The sequence below is a fragment of the Kribbella sp. NPDC059898 genome, assembly GCF_042730855.1.
Taxonomy (GTDB): Bacteria; Actinomycetota; Actinomycetes; order Propionibacteriales; family Kribbellaceae; genus Kribbella.
In genome coordinates this window covers 175,341-193,207 of sequence record NZ_JBHWKR010000002.1, presented here as the reverse complement: position 1 = coordinate 193,207, position 17,867 = coordinate 175,341, and the positions used below count along the sequence as shown (strand labels likewise).

Sequence of the window (17,867 nt, the reverse complement as noted above, 5' to 3'; positions counted from 1 at the left end):
ATGCAGAACGTTTTGCGTTTGGAGTGGTCCGACTCTGAAGGACGTGGACAACGCTGTCAAGAGCGCCCTTGAAATCAAGGGATTCGGCGATGGCATACTTTGCGGCATGACAGCAAGACGTTTTGCCGACGGCAAGCAGCGGGTGCGGATCGTGGACGTCGCCGCACTGGCCGGCGTCAGCATCACCACGGTGTCGCACGCGCTCAGCGGCCGCCGTCCCGTGTCCGAGCGGACCCGCGAGAAGGTGCAACGCGCGATCGAGGAGCTCAGCTACCGGCCGAACGAGGCGGCCCGCAGTCTGCGGGGCCAGCCGACCACCACGGTCGCCGTGATCGTCCCGGACATCACCAACCCGTTCTACCCGCAGCTCGCCCGCGGGATGCAGGACGTGCTGTCGCCGAAGGGCTACCAGGCGCTGATCTGCAGCTCCGACGCGGAGCCGGTGTCCCGCCGCGAGATCGTCGAGCAGATGCTCGCCCGCCGGGTCGACGGGATCTGCATCTCCGGGTACTACGACGACCACACCGACGCGGAGCCGGCGGTCGACGCCGGCGTGCCGGTGGTGCTGTTCGGGCACCGTGCGCCGTACCCCGGGATCAGTACCGTGACCACGGACGACGTCGGCGCCGGCCGGCTGGCGACCGAGCACCTGCTGTCCCGCGGCCGGGAGCGGATCGCCTTCATCAGTGGGCCGAGCAGCACCGGGCCGAGCGACGTCGGACCGCCCGCGGACCGGGTCGCCGGGTACCGCGCCGCGCTGGCGGCGGCCGGGATCCGGATCGACGACGAGCTCGTCGTGCACGGTGCGATCAGCAGGGAGGGCGGCGCGGCCGGCATGGACCGGTTGCTCGCGCTGGACCGTCCGCCGCAGGCCGTGGTGTGCACCAACGACTTCGTCGCGATCGGGGCGATGCAGGAGGCGCTCGACCGCGGCCTCGACGTACCGGGCGACGTGGCGCTGATCGGGTTCGACGACATCGACGCGGCCGCGCTGGTGCGGCCGGGGCTGACCACGATGGCGGTCGCGATCCGCCGCCAGGGACAGGCCGCGGCGCAGCTGATCCTGGACCGGATCGCGGACCCGGACCAGCCGCCGCAGGCGACGCTGTTCGGCACCGACCTGGTGCAACGCCAGTCGACCTGATCACGGCGCTCAGCCGGGGATCCAGCTGTAGACCAGTACTTTGTTGAACAGGTCGTCCTCGACCGTGACCTGGTACGACCCGTCGGACCGCTTCGCGGCGTTCAGGCCGTACGGTACGTCGACCCAGCCGGTCCGGTCGACGCCGCCGACGTTTGCCCCGGGCAACCAGCTGCCCGCGGCCGCGCCGTCCGCTGCCCGCCAGGCCCAGACCTTGCCCCGGGTCGCGACGCCGCAGCTGAAGATGTAGTCACCGGCCGGCGCCCAGGACACCGTCGTGACCAGCGGCGTCGCGGTCGTGTCCCACGGCAGCAGGATCGTCCAGGTCGGCGTGGTGTTGCCGGTGCTCCAGCGGTCGTAGCGGGCGAGGACCTTGCCGCACTCCTTCCAGTACGCGTTGTCGAACGGCTGATCGGCGGTGTAGCCGGACATGTACATGACGTCGGTGGTGACGTCGTAGTGCAACCGGCGTACCACCTTGAACGGCGCGGGCAGCGGGATCGTGACGCGGCTCGCGTAGTCGTAGATCGGGTTGGCGAAGCTGTCGAAACCCTTCAGCGGGTAGCGCCGCAGGTCCCGGTCGCCGCCTTCCCAGATGTCGCCGCGGTCGTCGACGTACCAGACCCAGCAGTTGCCGGGGGAGTTCTGCCCGGTGCCGGTCTGCAGGTACTCGTCGGCGGTGAACTTCCCGTCGCCGTTCGCGTCCCGCCAGATCCACTCGCCGGTCGCGGGCTGGTACGGCGGCCAGCTCGGGTCGTCGCCGGTCCAGTGCGCCTTGAAGATCGCACCGGACGGGCGGGCGATCTCGCCGTCGTACCGGTAGATGACCAGATGGGACGCGTACATGCCGGTCGCGTACAGGTACAGCCGGCCGCCGAGGCGTTTGAGGAACGGCGACGAGATGTGGTGCTGGTGGCCGGGCAGGTACAGTCGCGCGTCCTGCGGGTAGCGGACCGAGTCGAGCGAATGCCCGATCCAGGCCGCGTTGCTGCCGGGCGGCTTGGTGTAGTCCATCCGGTAGTGGTTCTGCTGGCTGTAGATGTCCTTGCCGTCCGAGGCCGGGTCGAAGTCCGCGGTGGTGACGAACTCGGCGCCCATCAGCTCCCAGACCAGGGTGCCGTTCGGGTCGTACTTGCGCAGCCAGGAGCCGAACTCGGACAGCGCGACGTACACGTTCCCGGCCGCGTCGCCGCCGACGCCGGCGATGCCCCACAGCTTGTCCGGCGTGACGACACCCGGCGTACCGGAGCCGATGCCGCCGGACGTGCCGAGGCTGCGGGTCAGCCGTGGTGTCGTCGAGGGCGTGCTGTACGTGTGGACCTGGCGGCGCGGGCCGTTGTCGCCGACCAGCAGGTTGCCGTCACGGTCGACGGCGAGCGAGGTCGGGATCCACGTCGCCGCGGGGCCGTTGATGGTGCCGCCGAGCGCCGTACCGGCGGTGGAGAAGTGCAGGATCTGTGCGGGTTTCGCGGTGTCGACATGCCAGAAGTGGCCGTCGTTGGCGTCCCGGGTGATGTTCGCGACCACCCAGATCTCGCCGCTGGTCTTGTCCACCGCGACCGCGCCGGGCTGGTTCACGCTCCAGGTGCGCAGTACGGCGGCGGTCTTGGCGTCGAAGACCACGACCCGGTTCTGCACCCGGTCGGTGACGATCACCTGGGTGTCGGTGGCGGCCGCGGCGGCTGGTGGGCTGCCGATCGGGAAGGTCAGTGAGGTGGCGGCGCCGGCCAGCGTGAAGGCGGTCAGTCCGTTGCCGGCGGACAGGTACGCGTTGGTGCTGTTGACGGCGACCGCGTCACCGTTCGCGCCGCGGCAGTTGCCGGTCAGGTGGCCGTCCTTGTAGATGCCGGCGTAGTTGCCGGCCTCGTCCCAGAAGCTCACGGTGTAGACCGCGCCGGCCGGGGTGACCGCGATGTTGAAGACGAAGTCCTGCATCCACTCGGTGGCACCCGAGTAGGTGTTGCCGACCCACGACGTCGTGACGCTCGACGCCGCGGTCGCCGGCAGAGAGTTGAGGAGGGTGGGGAACAGGAAGGCTCCGCCGCCGGCCGCGAGGGCCTGGCGGCGGGTGATGCCTGGTCGGTCGTTCATGTCGGATCCCTTGCTAGCGGGCGGGGGAAAGTGACAAGCACGTGAACGTTCACATCGCCGGTACGGAACGCTAGGATTCCCAGGGCCGGGCCGTCAAGGCTTCGGGCTCGTGGATCCCTGAGGAGGCGGAATTGGCTGGTCGGCCGACCATGCGCGACGTCGCGGCCGCTGCCGGGGTCTCGCACCAGACCGTCTCGCGGGTGGTGAACGACGAGCAGTCGGTGACCGAGCCGGTGCGGGAACGCGTCCGGGCCGCGATCGCGGCGCTCGGGTACCGCCCGAGCGCGGGCGGTCGCGCGATGGCCCGCGGCCGGACCGAGGTGGTGGCGCTCGTCGTACCGCACGCGGCCGGCTTCACGTTCGCGAACGACCACCTGATGCGGCTGATCGGTGGCGCCGAGCAGGAGGTGGCGGGCCGCGGCTACGGCCTGCTGCTGTCGACCCGCGAGCCGGGCGGCGACGCCACGTCGGCCTTCACCCGCTTCGACCGCCGCAGCCTCGTCGACGGCTTCCTGGTCGAGGGCGGCGCCGGCCTGACCGGACTGTCCGACCTACTGGTCCAGGGGTATCCGGCGGTCGTCATCGGGTACGCCGACGACGACCTGCCGATGGTCCACCCGGACGACGAGGGCGGCGCGTACGCCGTCGTCCAGCACCTGCTCGCCCTCGGCCACCGCCGGATCGGCATCGTCAACGGCCCCGCCGAGAACCACCTGGCGATGGCCGCCCGCCTGGCCGGCGTCGAACGCGCCTTCGCCGACGCCCATGTCACCCGGGACCCGTCACTGACCGACCGCGGCGACTTCACCACCGAATCGGGCCACGCCGCCGCCGGCCGCCTCCTCACCCGTGCCGACCCACCCACCGCCGTCTTCGCCTTCAACGACGGCATGGCCCTCGGTGTCCTGCAATGGCTCCGCGAGAACCCGTCCACCACCGGCATCTCGGTCGCAGGCTTCGACGACACCGCCGCGGCGTCCGCGACCGGTCTCACCTCGGTCGCCCTGCAGAGCCAGGACCTGGGCCGGCGCGCGGCCCAGATCCTGATCGACCAACTCGACGGCAAGCCGCCGGCCGAACGCCGGACGATCGTGCCGAGCCGGCTGATGGTGCGCTCGTCGACTCAGCCGAAGAGCGGGAGGAGGCGGCGGAGCTCCTCGTCGGAGACGGTCCGTCCGTAGTCGGCCAGCTGGAAGGTCTCGGCGTGCCGGACCGCGTCCGCGCGCTCCTCGCCGTAGTACTTCGCCAGCGCCGGACGGACGTCCTCGCCGACGCCCATGAACTCGTCCCAGTAGGTCAGGATGAACTCCCGGCGGGCCGGCCAGTCGCCGTCCGGCGGGACCTGGCCGCTCAGCCCGCGCTGGTGCGGCGCGAACTCGAAGAACTGCGTCGCGTGCGCCGCGCACGCGCCGAGCTTGGCCTCGATGGTGGCGTCGACGTCCACGGCGACGTCGTGCCGGTGCCCGTCGAGCGAGCCGTAGTCGGGCATCAGCAGGCACAGCGGCGGCCGGTCGAGCGCGGGGGAGTCCGGGACCACGTTCGGCACGCTGGTGAACGAGACCGCGTCCCGGACCACCCGCCCGGCCGCCCGGTTGTCGGGATGGCCCGGTACCTCGCCGTGGAACGCGATCACCACGTCCGCCCGCCACGAGCGGAGCGCCGCGATCACCCGCCGGCGGACCTCGATCGACGCCTCGAGCTCGCCGTCGTGGTACTCCCAGATCTCGTACTCCAGCACTCCGAGCAGCCGCGCCGCCTCGACCGCCTCGTGCGCGCGGCGCCTCGCCAGCGGGCCGCGTTCGAGGGCGTGATGGCCGGCGTCGCCGTTGGTCAGCGACAGGTACTTGACCGCGTGCCCGGCGTCGGCGAGCAGCGCGGAGGTACCGCCGGCGTACATGTCGGCCTCGTCGGGGTGCGCCCCGACCACCAGGATCTTCAGGGCGTGCGTCATCGGGCCTCCAGTTCGCTAAGGGTCGCGCGCAGCGTCTGCGCGGAGCGGGTGACGAAGTCGACCGGATCGAGCGCCTCCGTGTAGTAGCTGTCGGGATCGGGCCGGCCGCCAGCCGCGACATCGTCGGTGTAGCGCTGCGCGAGCCGGACGAGTTCCAGCACCTCGCCGACCGCGAGGTCCGGATGGCCTTCCTGCCAGGCCGGGTCGTAGATCGGGATGTCGTTGAAGTCGCGGTCGATGACGTTCTCGATCGTCAGCACGCTCACCGGTGCCTCGGCGACGATCGGTGCCAGCAAGGCCGTCCAGTCGATCATCCCGTCGCCACAGGCCCGGATCTGCCGCGCGAGCCCGCGCGGCGTCGGGTACAGCACCACATCGCGCAGATGGGTGAGCACCGTGTACGGCGCCACGCGTCGAGCCGCCTGGACCGGGTCCTCGCCGCGGACCACGACGTTCGCGGGGTCGTACGTCACGCCGAGGACGTCCGCGCCGACGTCCTCGACCAGCCGGACGATCTCGGTGGTGGTGATCTCCTCGTGGGTCTCGACCGCGGCCTTCGCGTCGTGGTCGCGCAGTACCGGGGCGAGCCGGCGCAGGAAGTTGCGGGTGGCAACGAGCTGTTCGGGCCAGGTGACGTCGGTGCGGAACCGGTCGATGGCGTGCAGGCCCCAGCCGTGCCGCTGGTAGTTCGCGGTGTCGACCCACAGCGCGTGGCAGCCGATCGCGGTGACCGCCTCGATCATCCGGGTCATGCCTTTGAGGTAGTCGCCGTCGCCGAGGTCGCGGACCTCCGGCGCCTCCGGGGTGTTGAACGGGTTGACCTTGCCGAGGCCCATGTCGAGCCGCAGCCCGAGCTCGTCGGCGAGCCGCCGTACGTCGGTCAGCAGCGCCTGGTCGAGGTCGGGGGTGATGTCCAGGACGGTCCGGAAGAACACCCCGGCGTACCCGAGTTCGTGGCACCGTTCGAGCAGCTTGAACGGGCCGAGCTCGGCCGCCTGGGGGAACTTGCGGCCGTCGATGCCGATCTGTAGCACGAAGCCTCCTCAGGGAGTGACGGCGTGACACCGCACCCAGCGGTCGCCGGGCAGCGTGGTCACGGGTGGCATGCCGGTTACGCACTTCGCCATCGCCAGCGGGCAACGGGCCGCGAACGGGCAGCCCTCGCTCGTTGGCGCCTGTTGCGAGGCGGCGGGACCGGTGATTGTGGTGTGCGAGCCGGGAACGGATGCGAGCAGCAACCGGGTGTACGGGTGCAGGGGTTCGTCGAGCAGGGCGGTGGCAGGCGCGGACTCCACGCCGTACCCGCTGAACATCACGGTGATCCGGTCGGCGAGGTAGCGCGCGCTGACCAGGTCGTGCGTGATGTACAGCAGCGCCACGCCGCGCTGGTCGCGCAGGCCGGCCAGCAGGTTGAGGATGTCGACGCGGACCGACATGTCGAGCATCGAGACCGGTTCGTCGGCGATCACCAGTCGCGGCTGCGGCGCGAGCGCCCGGGCGATGCCGACGCGTTGCCGCTGGCCGCCGGACAGCTCGTGCGAGTACTTCTTCGCGAACCGTTCCGCCGGCCGCAGGCCGACCGACCCGAGCAGGTCGTACACGGTCTGCTGGACGTCGCCGGAGTGCGGCGACCGGACGATCGCGCGGCGCAGGTGGTGGCCGACCGGGTGCGCCGGGTTCAGCGAACCGAAGACGTCCTGGAAGATCATCTGCACCGCCGGATCCGGGTGCTGACCGGCCGGCCGGCCCTCGAAGTCGACCGCCCCGGACGTTGGCCGCACCAATCGTGCGAGCATCCGCCCGGCCGTGGTCTTGCCGCTGCCCGACTCGCCGACGAGCGCGACGATCTGGGCGGGCTCGACGGTCAGCGACAGATCGCGGACCGCGTTCACCCGGGACCGCGACCACAGGCCGCTCGGCCGGTAGACCTTGCTGAGCTCGCGGACCTCCATAAGCGGCGCGCTCATCGCGAACCCTCCATGATCCTGGTCGTGACGTGGCAGGCCACCCGGCGGCCGTTCTCGAGCGTGACCAGCGGCGGCTGCTCGGCCGCGCAGATCTCCTCGGCGAGCGGGCAGCGCGGATGGAACCGGCAACCCGTGGGCGGATCGCTCGGATCCGGCGGCTGGCCCGGGAGCCCCGCGAGCCGTACGGGTCCACCGGTCAGCGACGGCACCGCCGACACCAGCGCCTGCGAGTACGGATGCCGTTGCCGTACGGCGAAGTCCGCGGCGGCGGCCGTCTCCGCGAGCCGGCCGGCGTACATCACCGACACCCGGTCCGCCGTCTCCAGCAGCAGCGGCAGGTCGTGGGTGATCATCAGCACCGCGAACCCGAGCTCGGCCTGCAGCTCGCGGACCTGGCTGATGATGTCGTGCTGGACGACGACGTCCAGCGCGGTCGTTGGCTCGTCCATCAACACGACCCGCGGCCGGAGGGCGAGCGCCATCGCGATCGCGACCCGCTGCCGCATCCCGCCGGACAGCTCGTGCGGGTACGCGCGGACCCGCCGGCGGTCGATCCCGACCAGGTCGAGCAACTCGGCCGGCGTACTCGCGGCGCGTTCGCCGGGACGGGCCCGGTCCAGCACCTCGGCCAGTTGCCGCTCGATCCGGGCGACCGGGTTGAGCGCGTTCAGCGAGTTCTGCATGACCATCGACACCTCGCGCCAGCGGATGTCGCGGACCTGCTGGTCGGACATCGTCAGGATGTCGTCGTCGCCGAGCAGCACCCGGCCGCCGGAGATGAAGCCCGGCGGCCGGAGCAGCCGGACCAGGGCAAGCGCCGCCGTCGACTTCCCGGACCCCGACTCGCCCGCGAGCCCGAGGAACTCGCCCTTGTGCAACTCGAGGTCCAGCCCGTCGACAACCAGCACGTTGCCGTCCTCGGTCGCGTAGCCGACCCGCAGTCCTTCGACCCGCAGTACCTCAGTCATGGCTCACCACCGGCGTGATCAGCGACGCGCTCCGCGTGCGCAGCCCGAACGCCCGGCGCAGCATCGGTGCCGCCCGCAACCGTGGGTCGGCCTTCTCGTCGACCGAGTGGTTGATCAACGCGAGCGCCGACGCGGTGAGCGCGATCCCCAGCCCCGGTACGACGAACGTCCACCAATACCCTTGCAGCAGGGCGGAGTCGTTCTGCGCCCAGTTGAGCATCGTGCCCCAGGTGACCTTGCTGCTGTGCCCGAGGCCGAGGAACTCCAGCCCGGCCTCGGCGGTGATCGCGTAGATCACCTGGTTGATCAGGTAGGCGACGGTGATCGACAACATGTTCGGCAGCAGTTCGACGACGATGATCCGCCACCGGGCTTCCCGCGCCAGCCGGCTCGCCGCGATGAACTCCCGCTCCCGCAGGCTGAGTGCCTGCGACCGGAACAGCCGCGCCCCGAACGACCAGCCGGTGAACGTCAGCACCAGGATGATGGTCAGTTCACCCGGCGGCAGGAACGCCGCGAGCACCACCATCAGCGGTACGCCGGGAATCGCCAGGAACACGTTGGTGAGCAGCGAAAGGACGTCGTCCACCCAGCCGCCGGCGTACGCCGAGACGAGGCCGACCACGATCCCGAGCAGCGTCGTCAGCCCGGCCACCGAGAACGACACCAGGAACGACGTCCGGGCGCCGTACACGAACTGGCTCAGTACGTCGAACCCCTGCCCGGTCGTCCCGAGCGGGTGCTGGAACGACGGCGGCGCGTTCAGCGGCCCGGCCTCCGACGGCCCGTACGGCGCCAGCACCGGCGCGAACACGGCGGCCAGGACGAGCACCGCCAGCACACCCACGCCGAGCCAGAACGAGAACGAACGCGGTGGTCTCATCGGGCGCCTCCGAGCCGGACACGGGGATCGAGCAGGACGTAGAGCGAGTCGACGACGAAGTTCGCGCCGAGCACCGCGAGCGTGATGATCAGGAACAGCGCCTGCATCAGCGGGTAGTCGACGGTGTTGACCGCCTGCAGGAGCAGGTAGCCCAGACCCGGGTACGAGAACACGATCTCGGTCAGGATCTGCCCGCTGAGTACGCCGCCGAGGACCACGCCGAGCATGGTCACGTTCGGCAGCAGGGCGTTCCGCGCGGCGTGCCGCAGTACCCGCCCTGGCTGCAGGCCCTTCGCCTCGGCGAGGGCCAGGTAGTCCTCGGACAGCACCGCGACCATCGTGTTGCGCATGTTCAGCGTCCAGGCGCCGAGCGAGACCAGGACGATCGTGGTGGCCGGCAAGGTGAGATGGCTGATCACACTCGACACGAACGTCCACGACCACTCCGGCACCAGGCCGTCGTCGTACGCGTGCCCGAGCGGGAACACGCTCCACTTCAGGCCGAGCAGGTAGAGCAGCAACAGCGCGAGGAAGAAGTACGGGAACGAGCCGACGAAGATGAGCGCCGGCGGCGCGATCCGGTCGACCGCGCCGGACCGCCGCCAGGCCGCGATCGCCCCGATCCCGCAGCCGACCGCGAAGCTGACCAGGACACTGAAGACGCCGAGCAGCACCGACCAGCCCAGGCCGGTCGCGATCACCGAGGTCACCGGCGACGGGAACTGCGAGAGCGAGACGCCGAGGTTGCCGTGCAGCAGATCGCCCAGGTAGCGCAGGTACTGGACGACGAGCGGATCGTTCGACAGGCCGTACGCCTGCTTGAGGCTGTCGAGGGCGGCGGGCGTGAGGTTCTTGCCGTACTGCGCGAACATCGTCGAGGCCGGGTCGCCGGGCGCCAGCCGGGGCAGGAAGAAGTTGACCGAGACCGCGACGAGCGCGGCCAGCAGGTAGAAGCCGAGACGCCTGATCAGAAAGGCCATCTGATCACGCCGTGTAGGTGAGCTTGGGCCAGATCAGGTACGTCGTACCGGCGCCCTGGTTGTTCAGCGGAGCGTATTGGTCCTTGCTCGACGGCAGACCACTGAACCGCTTGGTGTTGTACGTCCCCCAGCTCGGCTGCCCGTACAGCGGGACCGCCGGCGCGTCCTCGGAGAACAACGCCTGCAGTTGTCGCGCGAAACCCTTCTGGGCCTGCTGGTCCGACGTCGCGGCGAACTTGTCCAGCAGGGCGTCGGCGCGCGGGTCCTTGAACCGTTGCAGGTTCTGCGCGGACGGCGTACCGACCGGGGCGTAGGTCTGGCTGGACATCATCGCGCGGAAGAACTCGAACGGCGTCGCGGACAGGTCGTTGTTCGTCAGCGTGAGGTCGAACCGGCCGTTCTGGGTGTTGTCGGTCCAGGTCTCGACCGCCGGCGTCCGTAGGTCGACCGTGATGCCGATCGCGTTCATGCTCTGCGACACGACCTGGGACGAGGCGATCCAGTCCGTCCAGCCGGTCGGCACCTCGATCGTGAACTGCAGCGGCTTGCCGTCCGGCCCGACCCGTTTGCCGTTCACCAGTTTGATGCCGGCGGCATCGAGTTGAGCGGCGGCCGCGGCGGGATCGTGGTCCACCCAGGACTTGCCGCTCGCCACCACGGCCGGATCGATCCAGGCCGTGAAGGCTCCTTCGGCCAGACCGGACGCGTTGCCCGGCTCGCTCTTGCCCCACAGCGCGACCTGGATCATCCGCTGCCGGTCGAGCGCCAGGCTGATCGCCTTGCGCACGCGGACGTCGTCGAACGGCTTCTTGGTGGTGTTCATCGCGAGGAACACCGTGCTCGTCAACGGCCACCAGTACCCGAAGTGCTGCGGATCCTTCGGGACGAAGGTCTTGTCCGGGTCGACCGCCGTACCGCCCCAGTCCAGCTGCCCGGACACCAGCGCGGCCGCGATCTGGTCGTTGCCGGAGTACGCCGGGACGTTCAGGCCGCGGATGTTCAGCTTCTGCCAGTAGTGCGGGTTCTGGGTCAGCTGGTACTGCTGCGCGCCGAACACCGAGACGGTCGTGAAGGGGCCGGTGGCAACAGGGTTCTCATTGGTGTACTTCACCGGGTCGGTGACCGCGGACCAGGCCTGTTTGCCGACGACGAACTGCCCGGCCAGCAGGTAGAGGCCGGGGGAGTACACCTTGCGGAAGTCGAACCGCACGGTGCCCGGATCCGGCGCCGACACCGCGGCGAGGAAGTCGTGCCAGACCCCGGAGGCCGGACCGATGAGGCCGGGGTTCGCCTTCATCAGCTCGAAGGTGAAGACCACGTCGGCGGCGGTGAACGGCGTGCCGTCCGACCACTTGACGCCGTCCCGGAGCTTCAGCTCAAGGCGGCGGCCGCCGTTCGACCAGGTGTACGCCGTGGCCAGTGACGGCTCGAGCTTGCCGGTGGCGAAGTTCTGGATCATCAGCGGCTCGTACATGGCCTTGGTCGAGGCCCAGCGCGAGGTCGGGGAGAACGGGTTGAAGTTCCGGGTGAACGTGCGGCTGTTCTCGCACGCCAGGGTCATCAGCGCGCCCTTGCCGGCGCCGGCCTTTCCGGCACCCGCGGTGCCGCTGCAGCCGGCCAGGACAACTCCGGCAGCGGCGGCGCCGGCCGCGAGGAAGGTACGACGGGAGAAATCGATGGTCATGAGATCCTCCAGGGTCAGGATCGGAGGCGAAGGCGGAGAAGGTGCAGGGCAGCGGATCAGCGGCCGGCGGTACCGGCGGACAGGATCCGGTCGCGGGTGAAGGACAGGCCGAACTCCAGGGCACCGGCCCGCACCGGGTTGCCCTGAACGGCACTGGTCACGATCGGCGTCCGCGCCAGCAGGGTGCCGGCCAGACGTTGGGTCAGCAGTTCGCACAGGCCGGCGCCGCCGGTCTGCCCGACGGGCCCGCCGAGCACGACGAGCTCCGGGTCGACCATGCCGACGACGTTGATCAGCGCGACCGCGATCCGGGAGGCGAGGTCGTCGAGGAACCCGGCGTACCGGCCGGGGTCGGCGAAGCCGGTGCGGACCGCGTCCACCGGCGTCTGGGCCGTCAGTTCGTGCGCGGTTGCCAGTCGCAGCAGCGCGCGGGCGTCGAGGATTCCTTCCAGCGGTCCGCCCTGTTCGTCGTACACGCGGGAGCGGCTGACCGGGTCCGGCACGATCAGGCTGCTGAGCTCGCCGCCGCGCCCGGTGGCACCGCGCCAGAGTTGCCCGCGCAGCACCAGGCCCGCGCCGACACCCTCGCCGATCCACAGCAGGACAAAGGTGTCCGTCCCGCGGGCGGCACCTTTGGCCAGCTCTTCGAGCGCGACCAGGTTGACGTCGTTCTCGATCCGTACGTGCTCGATCCCGAGCGCGTCCTGCACCGAGTTGAGCACGTGGAACCCGGACCAGCTCGGCACCTGCAGCACCGACGTGAGCTGCCCGGTGTGCGGATCGACCACACCCGGCATCCCGATGACGACCTGGTCGACGTCGTCGGTCGCCACACCCGCCGCCGTACACGCGGTGGCCACGGCGTCGGACAGGATCGCGACCGCGTCGTACTTCTTCGGCGTCCGGACCCGCGCCTCGCCGCGCACCTGCCCGGCGAGATCGGCCACCGCCACGTCGATCGCCTTCGGCGTCACGTCGATGCCGACGACGAGCGAGGCGGTGCCCTGGATCGCCCACAGCTGCGCGGGCGGACCCGCGGCGCTCGGCTTCGACCCGGCCTTGTGGACCAGGTCCGCCGTCTCGAGCCGCCGCAGTACCTCGGCGACCGACGCCTTGGACAGTCCGGTGAGCTCCTCGACCTCGGCCCGGGTCAACGGGCCGTGCTCGATCAGCAGCTCCATCGCCGCACGCTCGTTGAGCGTGCGCAGCAACCGCGGACTACCTCCGGACATCGGCCACCTCGGTCCGTGGGGGTACCGTCTGGATACTTTCTAGACGGTAATGCGAATGTAGGTCCGAGGTTCCCGCATCGTCAAGGGATGAAGGAGATTCAGCCGCCTTCGGTGCTGATCAGCACGACGGTGGTTGCCTCGAGTGCGGCCTTCTGGACACCGGCGAGGGCTGCCGCGCCGCACGGGCCGGCGGAGATGTGGTGGGCGTGGAGGAGGTGCATGGCGGCGCGGGCCTCGTCGTCGGTGACGGCGACGGCGGCGTCGAGGTGGTCGCGGATGGTGGGCCAGGCGATCGAGGAGACGGTGCCGCAGTTGAGGCCGGCCATGATCGTGGGGATCGAGGTGTCGACAGTGACGGGCCTTCCTGCCTGGAGGGAGGCGCCGACGCAGGCGGCGGTGGTGGGTTCGACGGCGAGGACCTTGGCGCGGCCGCGGTAGTGCTCGAGGGCGGCCTGGAGGAGCGAGCCGACGCCGGTCGGGACGACGACCAGGTCGGGAACGCCGGGGAGTTGTTCGTCGATCTCGCGGAAGAGGGTGTCGTAGCCGGCGACGATCCAGCGCGGCACGTCCTCGTACCCGGGCCAGGCCGTGTCCTGGATCAGTACGTCGTTCCCGGCGATGCTGTCGGCAGCCAGGCGGACCGCTTCGTCGTACGGACGTCCGATGTCGATCACGGTCGCGCCTTCGCCGCGGATCGCGTGCAGCGCGCCGTCGGGCAGACCGCCGGGCACGTAGATCCGGGACGTCAGCCCGAGGATCCGGGCGAGGTAGGCGAGCGCGCGGCCGTGGTTCCCGTCCGTTGCCGTCACCAACGTTGCCGGCTGCACCATCGTGGCGAGTTCGGCGAACGTGCGGGCCGGGCCGAGCGCCTGGTTCACCGCCCACGACGCGCCGAGCACCTTGAACGCCGGCAGGCCGAACCGGTTCGACTCGTCCTTCACCCAGTAGTTGCCGAACTCGATCAACGGCGTCGGCGCGTAGCCCGGCATGCTCCGGTGGAAGTCGAGGCTGTTCACGAGGACACCTCGGTCCACTCGGGGAGGGTGAGGACCGCGGACATCCGCCGTAGCTCGTCGCGGTGCAGCGCGCTCAGGCGGCCGAGGGCGCGTTCGCCCTGCGGGGTCAGGCGTACCTGGACCGCGCGGGCGTCGTCGGGATGCGGATCCCGGCGTACCAGCTCCTGGGCCTGCGCGCGGTCGACCAGCTCGCCGACGCTGTGGTGCCGCAACTGCAGCCGGTCCGCGAGCTCGCGCAACGTTGCCCAGTCGCGGCCGGGATAACCCTTCAGCGCCAGCATCAGCTGGTACTGCTGCGGGGTCAGCCCGTGTTCGCGGACGGTCTGCTCGCTGAACCGCAGGTACCGCCGGATGCCGAAGCGGAACCGCGCCAGTGCCTCGAAGTCCGCCTTCGTCAGTGCTTCGGTGGTCATGGGTCCAGAGTATCGTGTTACGATATAAATCCGCGCGAAGCGAGCGTGGAGGACGAGTGATCGCGATGGTTTACCGGGTCGGTTGGGTCGGGTTCTGCGGTGTCGCCGGGGTGGCCGGCGTGCTCGGAGCGGCGGACTGGCCGGTGTCCGTGCTGGTGCTGCTGTTCGCGGTGGCCGGTGCCACCGGCGGGACGATCGCGCTGGTCGTGCTGAATCCCGACGAGACCACCCGGCGGCCGCGCGAGGTGTGGCGGATCGTCGCAAAGTGCACCGTGCTGTCCGGCGTCGGGACGATCGTGTTCGGCGGGGTGGGTTCGCTGGCGGGCACGTGGCCGGCCGTTCTGCTCGGCCTGTTCGCGATCGCCGGATCGCCGTACGTCGTGCCGCACTGGATCGGCTGGTTCCGCGAACAGCCGGCGGCTCGTCCCACCGTGGATCTACGGCCTACGTTGCGGCCGAAGCTCAAGGCGAAACACCCTGCGGCTGCGGCTGCGGCTCCGGGGGAGGTGCGGCGGCCTGCCCACGATCTGGCCGACCTGGCCGACCTGGCCGACTTGAGTGACGAGGCCTTGTGCCTTGCCTGGCGGGCCAGTTTTCCCGGCCTGCAGCGGGCGCTGTCGCTCGCCGACCATCTGCGCGTCGTGGACGAGCGCCGGGCGTACCTGGACGAACTCGACCGCCGGCACCCGGAAGGCGTCGCCGCCTGGCTCGCTTCGAACCCGCGCGCAGCCGGCGACCCGACCAGGTTCGTCCGCGGCGACATCGCACCCGGTCAGCACACGATCGACTGGAACGGCCTGATCCAGTGACTCCGCGCCGGTTTCCGATGTCCCGCGCCGGAAACCGAAATTGGCATGCGAACGTGCGTCACTTCGTCGCGGAGTGTGTCAGAATTCATCGCAGAGCAGACCCCGGACCCCGTGTCGTAGCTCGTGATGGAGGCGAACCTGGGGAGGGGCTGCGATGACTGTTGGGGAGCTGGCTCAGGACTATCGGGCCCGGCTGGCCGAGCTGCTCGGCGAGCCGATGATGGTCGACGATCCGTTGATCACGACCGCGCAGGCCGCGGTCCTGCTGGGCGTTTCGCCGCAGCGCGTCGCGGGACTCGTCCGCGCCGGCCACCTGCCGGCCAGGTCCCGGTCGCACCGCCGGCTGTTGCTGTCCGACGTGGTCCAGTCAGGTCTCGACCAGTGGATGTCGGTCGCGGAGGCGGGCACGGTCCTCGGCCTCGGGCAGACCGGCGTACGGCGGCTGATCTCGGCCGGACTGCTGACGGCGCACGGCAAGGAACTGCCGTTGCGGCGTGTCGACGTGGACGTGCTGGCGAAGCTGCGGGACGGCTGGCTGACGTTGTCGACCGCAGCGGCCACACTCGGCGTGGACGTCGACGAGGTCCAGCGGATGTTGCGGAACCGGCACCTGACCCACACCTGCGACGTGGCCCGCCCGGTGTACCGGCACGAGCTCGCGACGGTCCGCGCTCAGCTGCGCAGCGTCGCGCCCGGCGAACAGCCGTACGCCGCCCGATAATGTTGGGTGAACCAACCGGTTGAGGTGACCCCGTGTCTCCGGACACTTTTCCGTTGAACGCCGCCCGGAGCTGGTGTCATCCCGTAGTCATACCCTGGAAAATGCAGGACGTGACAGCCTCCGAGCGGCGGGCTCCTGGAGCGCTTCCGGTCAGCTCGCCGGCTTGGCGCGGTTGAGCGTGGACGGGGTGAGGACCGGGTGGGTCCGGAGGTAGGCGATGAAGCCCTCGTGGTCGCGGTCGTTGCGGAACGGGTCCTTGAAACCGGTGAACACCGTCGTACCGTCGCCGCCGATCAGCGTGTAGGCGAGCGCGGCGACCCGGTAGCTGCGGTTCACGTCGAGCGGCTTGCCGTCGATGAGGACCTTCGCGGGGTCGACCCGCTGGCCGATCGGCTTGCTGGTGTCGTAGCTGTAGCTGACGTTCTGAGAGACCGCGAACGGCGCGAACTTGACGGTCCCGTTCGCCTGCGGCACCCACTGCGCCTCGAACGCGGCGTGCAGTTGCGTCCCCGGCAGCGTCACGGTCAGGATCGGGTTGCCGTACCCGAACGCGCCCCACGCCTCACCGAACAGTACGGTTCCGTTCGCGTCGGCCGCATTGGTGCCCTTGGCAAACAACAGGTCGCCGGTCAGCGCGTTCGACCCGGACACCGGCTTGGTCGAGATGAGCGCGAGGTCGGCCTGGCCGTGCTGGTTCGCGTCCCAGTACGCGAAGTCCGCGGCCAGGTTGCCCATCGTGCTCTCGCCGGACGCGTTCGCCGTCCGGGTGAAGTCGCCGGTCACCTTCGCGAGCGGAGTGGCGTACCGCTTCTGGCCCTTGGCCGTCCAGTAGTCGGCGATGTACTGCAGTTCCTCGTCGACCGGTACGTCGCGGGTGTTCGCGTGGTTCGTCGAGGTGGTGAGCTCGCGGATCACCTCGCCGGTGCGCGGGTCGAGCTTCAGGTTGATCTCGTTGATCAGCGAGCCGTGGTTGCCGGCCTCGACGACAGGCCGCGGTACGCCGTTCGGGTCCGGGACCATCATGTTGAACCGGCAGTGCCAGTGCCCGGTGACGATCGCGGCGATGTCCGGGGACGCGTTCGCGGCCAGCTGGAACACCGGGCCGGACGGGTTCGTGCCGGCGTTGTAGTCGTTGCCGGCGACACCGCCGTCGTGGATGTTGATCACGATCGCGTTGACGCCGCGGGCCTTCAGCTGAGCCGCCAGCTTGTTCGCCTGCTCCACGTCGGACAGCGACTTGAGCCCCGGCTGGTACGACGTGGATCCGGTCGGCGTGTCCATCACGGTGAGGTGGATGAACGCGACCGGAAGCTTCTTGCCGCGCCCGGCGTCGACCCATTCGATGTTGTACGGCGGAACGATCGTCCGACCGGTGTCCGCGTGCACGATGTTGGCCGTGTAGAAGCGGAAGTTTGCGCCGCGGAACTTGTGGCCGGTGGAGTCGACGAAGTTGTCGTCCCGGCCGTTCACCGGGTACGGCGCGCCGTGCTCCATGTGGTCGACCAGGTAGCTCACCGAATGGTCGAGCTCGTGGTTCCCGACCGTACTGAACTGCAGGCCGAGCGCGTTCAACGCCTCGACGGTCGGCTCGTTGGCGTGTGCGTCGACCTCGAACGGCCAGCCGGAGAAGTTGTCCCCGGAGGAGAAGAAGATCGAGTTCTTCCGGCCCTGGCGGAGCTGCTTGAGGTGCGTGGCCAGGTACCCGACACCGCCGACGGTCACCTGGACGCCACCGGCGCCGGTGATCACGCTGCCCTGTCCGGGCGTCGTCGGCTGCAGGTATCCGTGCAGGTCGGTGATGTTCAGCAGCTGTACGTCGACGTACTCGGAAGCGTCGTCGAGTGCGTTTGGGGTGGCGTAGGCGACGTCGCCGACGGCCGTGGCGGTGGCGAGGGCTCCGGTGGCGGTGAGGAACGTCCGGCGGCGGATCCGACTGTTCACAGCGAACCTACTTCCTGGCAGGGGGTTGCGCGTTCTTGCGCATTATTGCCTCTTTCCGACATTATTAACG

At 70.0% G+C, this 17,867-nt stretch carries 16 protein-coding genes; 4 read left to right on the top strand and 12 right to left on the bottom strand.

The window, feature by feature from the left end:
* Positions 1 to 106: 106 nt before the first annotated feature.
* Positions 107 to 1,144, top strand: a complete 1,038-nt coding sequence (locus ACFV9C_RS06440; RefSeq protein ID WP_380191060.1) for a LacI family DNA-binding transcriptional regulator — start codon at positions 107 to 109, stop codon at positions 1,142 to 1,144.
* A 9-nt stretch (positions 1,145 to 1,153) separates the two neighbouring features.
* Here the strand turns inward: ACFV9C_RS06440 and ACFV9C_RS06435 are convergent, their stop codons facing one another.
* Positions 1,154 to 3,232, bottom strand: coding sequence for a hypothetical protein (locus ACFV9C_RS06435; protein WP_380191059.1), 2,079 nt, complete (start codon positions 3,230 to 3,232; stop codon positions 1,154 to 1,156).
* Positions 3,233 to 3,363: 131 nt separating this feature from the next.
* Here ACFV9C_RS06435 and ACFV9C_RS06430 point away from each other — a divergent pair, with 131 nt between their 5' ends.
* The gene (locus tag ACFV9C_RS06430; protein ID WP_380191058.1) at positions 3,364 to 4,413 is read left to right on the top strand and encodes a LacI family DNA-binding transcriptional regulator; all 1,050 of its coding nucleotides are present in this window, start codon (positions 3,364 to 3,366) and stop codon (positions 4,411 to 4,413) included.
* On the opposite strand, the gene ACFV9C_RS06425 is transcribed toward ACFV9C_RS06430, so the two are convergent.
* From ACFV9C_RS06425 to ACFV9C_RS06380, 10 genes are all read right to left on the bottom strand, one after another.
* Positions 4,356 to 5,183, bottom strand: coding sequence for a PIG-L deacetylase family protein (locus ACFV9C_RS06425; protein WP_380191057.1), 828 nt, complete (start codon positions 5,181 to 5,183; stop codon positions 4,356 to 4,358). The genes ACFV9C_RS06430 and ACFV9C_RS06425 overlap by 58 nt on opposite strands.
* A complete protein-coding gene (locus tag ACFV9C_RS06420; RefSeq protein WP_380191056.1) occupies positions 5,180 to 6,217 on the bottom strand; it encodes a sugar phosphate isomerase/epimerase family protein in 1,038 nt (345 codons plus the stop codon). Before ACFV9C_RS06420 ends, ACFV9C_RS06425 begins: the two co-directional genes overlap by 4 nt.
* Positions 6,218 to 6,226: 9 nt before the next feature.
* A complete protein-coding gene (locus ACFV9C_RS06415; RefSeq protein WP_380191055.1) occupies positions 6,227 to 7,150 on the bottom strand; it encodes an ABC transporter ATP-binding protein in 924 nt (307 codons plus the stop codon).
* Positions 7,147 to 8,118: an ABC transporter ATP-binding protein gene (locus tag ACFV9C_RS06410; protein ID WP_380191054.1), complete on the bottom strand. Its 972-nt coding sequence runs from the start codon at positions 8,116 to 8,118 to the stop codon at positions 7,147 to 7,149. The genes ACFV9C_RS06415 and ACFV9C_RS06410 overlap by 4 nt, the downstream gene beginning before the upstream one ends.
* Positions 8,111 to 9,001, bottom strand: coding sequence for an ABC transporter permease (locus tag ACFV9C_RS06405; protein WP_380191053.1), 891 nt, complete (start codon positions 8,999 to 9,001; stop codon positions 8,111 to 8,113). Before ACFV9C_RS06405 ends, ACFV9C_RS06410 begins: the two co-directional genes overlap by 8 nt.
* Complete coding sequence (locus ACFV9C_RS06400) at positions 8,998 to 9,981, bottom strand: ABC transporter permease (RefSeq protein WP_380191052.1); 984 nt, start codon at positions 9,979 to 9,981, stop codon at positions 8,998 to 9,000. The genes ACFV9C_RS06405 and ACFV9C_RS06400 overlap by 4 nt, the downstream gene beginning before the upstream one ends.
* 4 nt (positions 9,982 to 9,985) lie before the next feature.
* Positions 9,986 to 11,665, bottom strand: a complete 1,680-nt coding sequence (locus ACFV9C_RS06395) for an ABC transporter substrate-binding protein (RefSeq protein WP_380191051.1) — start codon at positions 11,663 to 11,665, stop codon at positions 9,986 to 9,988.
* 56 nt (positions 11,666 to 11,721) lie between these two features.
* The gene (locus ACFV9C_RS06390; protein ID WP_380191050.1) at positions 11,722 to 12,897 is read right to left on the bottom strand and encodes an ROK family protein; all 1,176 of its coding nucleotides are present in this window, start codon (positions 12,895 to 12,897) and stop codon (positions 11,722 to 11,724) included.
* Between the two features lie 98 nt (positions 12,898 to 12,995).
* Positions 12,996 to 13,913 (bottom strand): pyridoxal-phosphate dependent enzyme, encoded by a 918-nt coding sequence (locus tag ACFV9C_RS06385; protein ID WP_380191049.1) that lies wholly within the window; start codon positions 13,911 to 13,913, stop codon positions 12,996 to 12,998.
* The gene (locus ACFV9C_RS06380) at positions 13,910 to 14,326 is read right to left on the bottom strand and encodes a MarR family winged helix-turn-helix transcriptional regulator (RefSeq protein WP_380191048.1); all 417 of its coding nucleotides are present in this window, start codon (positions 14,324 to 14,326) and stop codon (positions 13,910 to 13,912) included. The genes ACFV9C_RS06385 and ACFV9C_RS06380 overlap by 4 nt, the downstream gene beginning before the upstream one ends.
* A 56-nt stretch (positions 14,327 to 14,382) precedes the next feature.
* On the opposite strand from ACFV9C_RS06380, the gene ACFV9C_RS06375 reads away from it, so the two are divergent.
* Together ACFV9C_RS06375 and ACFV9C_RS06370 are read left to right on the top strand one after the other, a co-directional pair.
* The gene (locus tag ACFV9C_RS06375) at positions 14,383 to 15,135 is read left to right on the top strand and encodes a hypothetical protein (RefSeq protein ID WP_380191047.1); all 753 of its coding nucleotides are present in this window, start codon (positions 14,383 to 14,385) and stop codon (positions 15,133 to 15,135) included.
* 154 nt (positions 15,136 to 15,289) lie between these two features.
* On the top strand, positions 15,290 to 15,856 hold the full coding sequence (locus ACFV9C_RS06370) for a helix-turn-helix domain-containing protein (RefSeq protein WP_380191046.1): 567 nt from the start codon (positions 15,290 to 15,292) through the stop codon (positions 15,854 to 15,856).
* Between the two features lie 150 nt (positions 15,857 to 16,006).
* On the opposite strand, the gene ACFV9C_RS06365 is transcribed toward ACFV9C_RS06370, so the two are convergent.
* Positions 16,007 to 17,797, bottom strand: coding sequence for a bifunctional metallophosphatase/5'-nucleotidase (locus ACFV9C_RS06365; protein WP_380191045.1), 1,791 nt, complete (start codon positions 17,795 to 17,797; stop codon positions 16,007 to 16,009).
* Between the last annotated feature and the right edge of the window lie 70 nt (positions 17,798 to 17,867).

What these genes read in the sequence shown, in the direction of transcription:
- ACFV9C_RS06440 (WP_380191060.1), top strand. Translation starts at nt 107, where the DNA reads ATGACAGCAAGACGTTTTGCCGACGGCAAGCAGCGGGTGCGGATCGTG.
- ACFV9C_RS06435 (WP_380191059.1), bottom strand. Translation starts at nt 3,232, where the DNA reads ATGAACGACCGACCAGGCATCACCCGCCGCCAGGCCCTCGCGGCCGGC.
- ACFV9C_RS06425 (WP_380191057.1), bottom strand. Translation starts at nt 5,183, where the DNA reads ATGACGCACGCCCTGAAGATCCTGGTGGTCGGGGCGCACCCCGACGAG.
- ACFV9C_RS06415 (WP_380191055.1), bottom strand. Translation starts at nt 7,150, where the DNA reads ATGAGCGCGCCGCTTATGGAGGTCCGCGAGCTCAGCAAGGTCTACCGG.
- ACFV9C_RS06410 (WP_380191054.1), bottom strand. Translation starts at nt 8,118, where the DNA reads ATGACTGAGGTACTGCGGGTCGAAGGACTGCGGGTCGGCTACGCGACC.
- ACFV9C_RS06405 (WP_380191053.1), bottom strand. Translation starts at nt 9,001, where the DNA reads ATGAGACCACCGCGTTCGTTCTCGTTCTGGCTCGGCGTGGGTGTGCTG.
- ACFV9C_RS06400 (WP_380191052.1), bottom strand. Translation starts at nt 9,981, where the DNA reads ATGGCCTTTCTGATCAGGCGTCTCGGCTTCTACCTGCTGGCCGCGCTC.
- ACFV9C_RS06395 (WP_380191051.1), bottom strand. Translation starts at nt 11,665, where the DNA reads ATGACCATCGATTTCTCCCGTCGTACCTTCCTCGCGGCCGGCGCCGCC.
- ACFV9C_RS06390 (WP_380191050.1), bottom strand. Translation starts at nt 12,897, where the DNA reads ATGTCCGGAGGTAGTCCGCGGTTGCTGCGCACGCTCAACGAGCGTGCG.
- ACFV9C_RS06380 (WP_380191048.1), bottom strand. Translation starts at nt 14,326, where the DNA reads ATGACCACCGAAGCACTGACGAAGGCGGACTTCGAGGCACTGGCGCGG.
- ACFV9C_RS06370 (WP_380191046.1), top strand. Translation starts at nt 15,290, where the DNA reads ATGACTGTTGGGGAGCTGGCTCAGGACTATCGGGCCCGGCTGGCCGAG.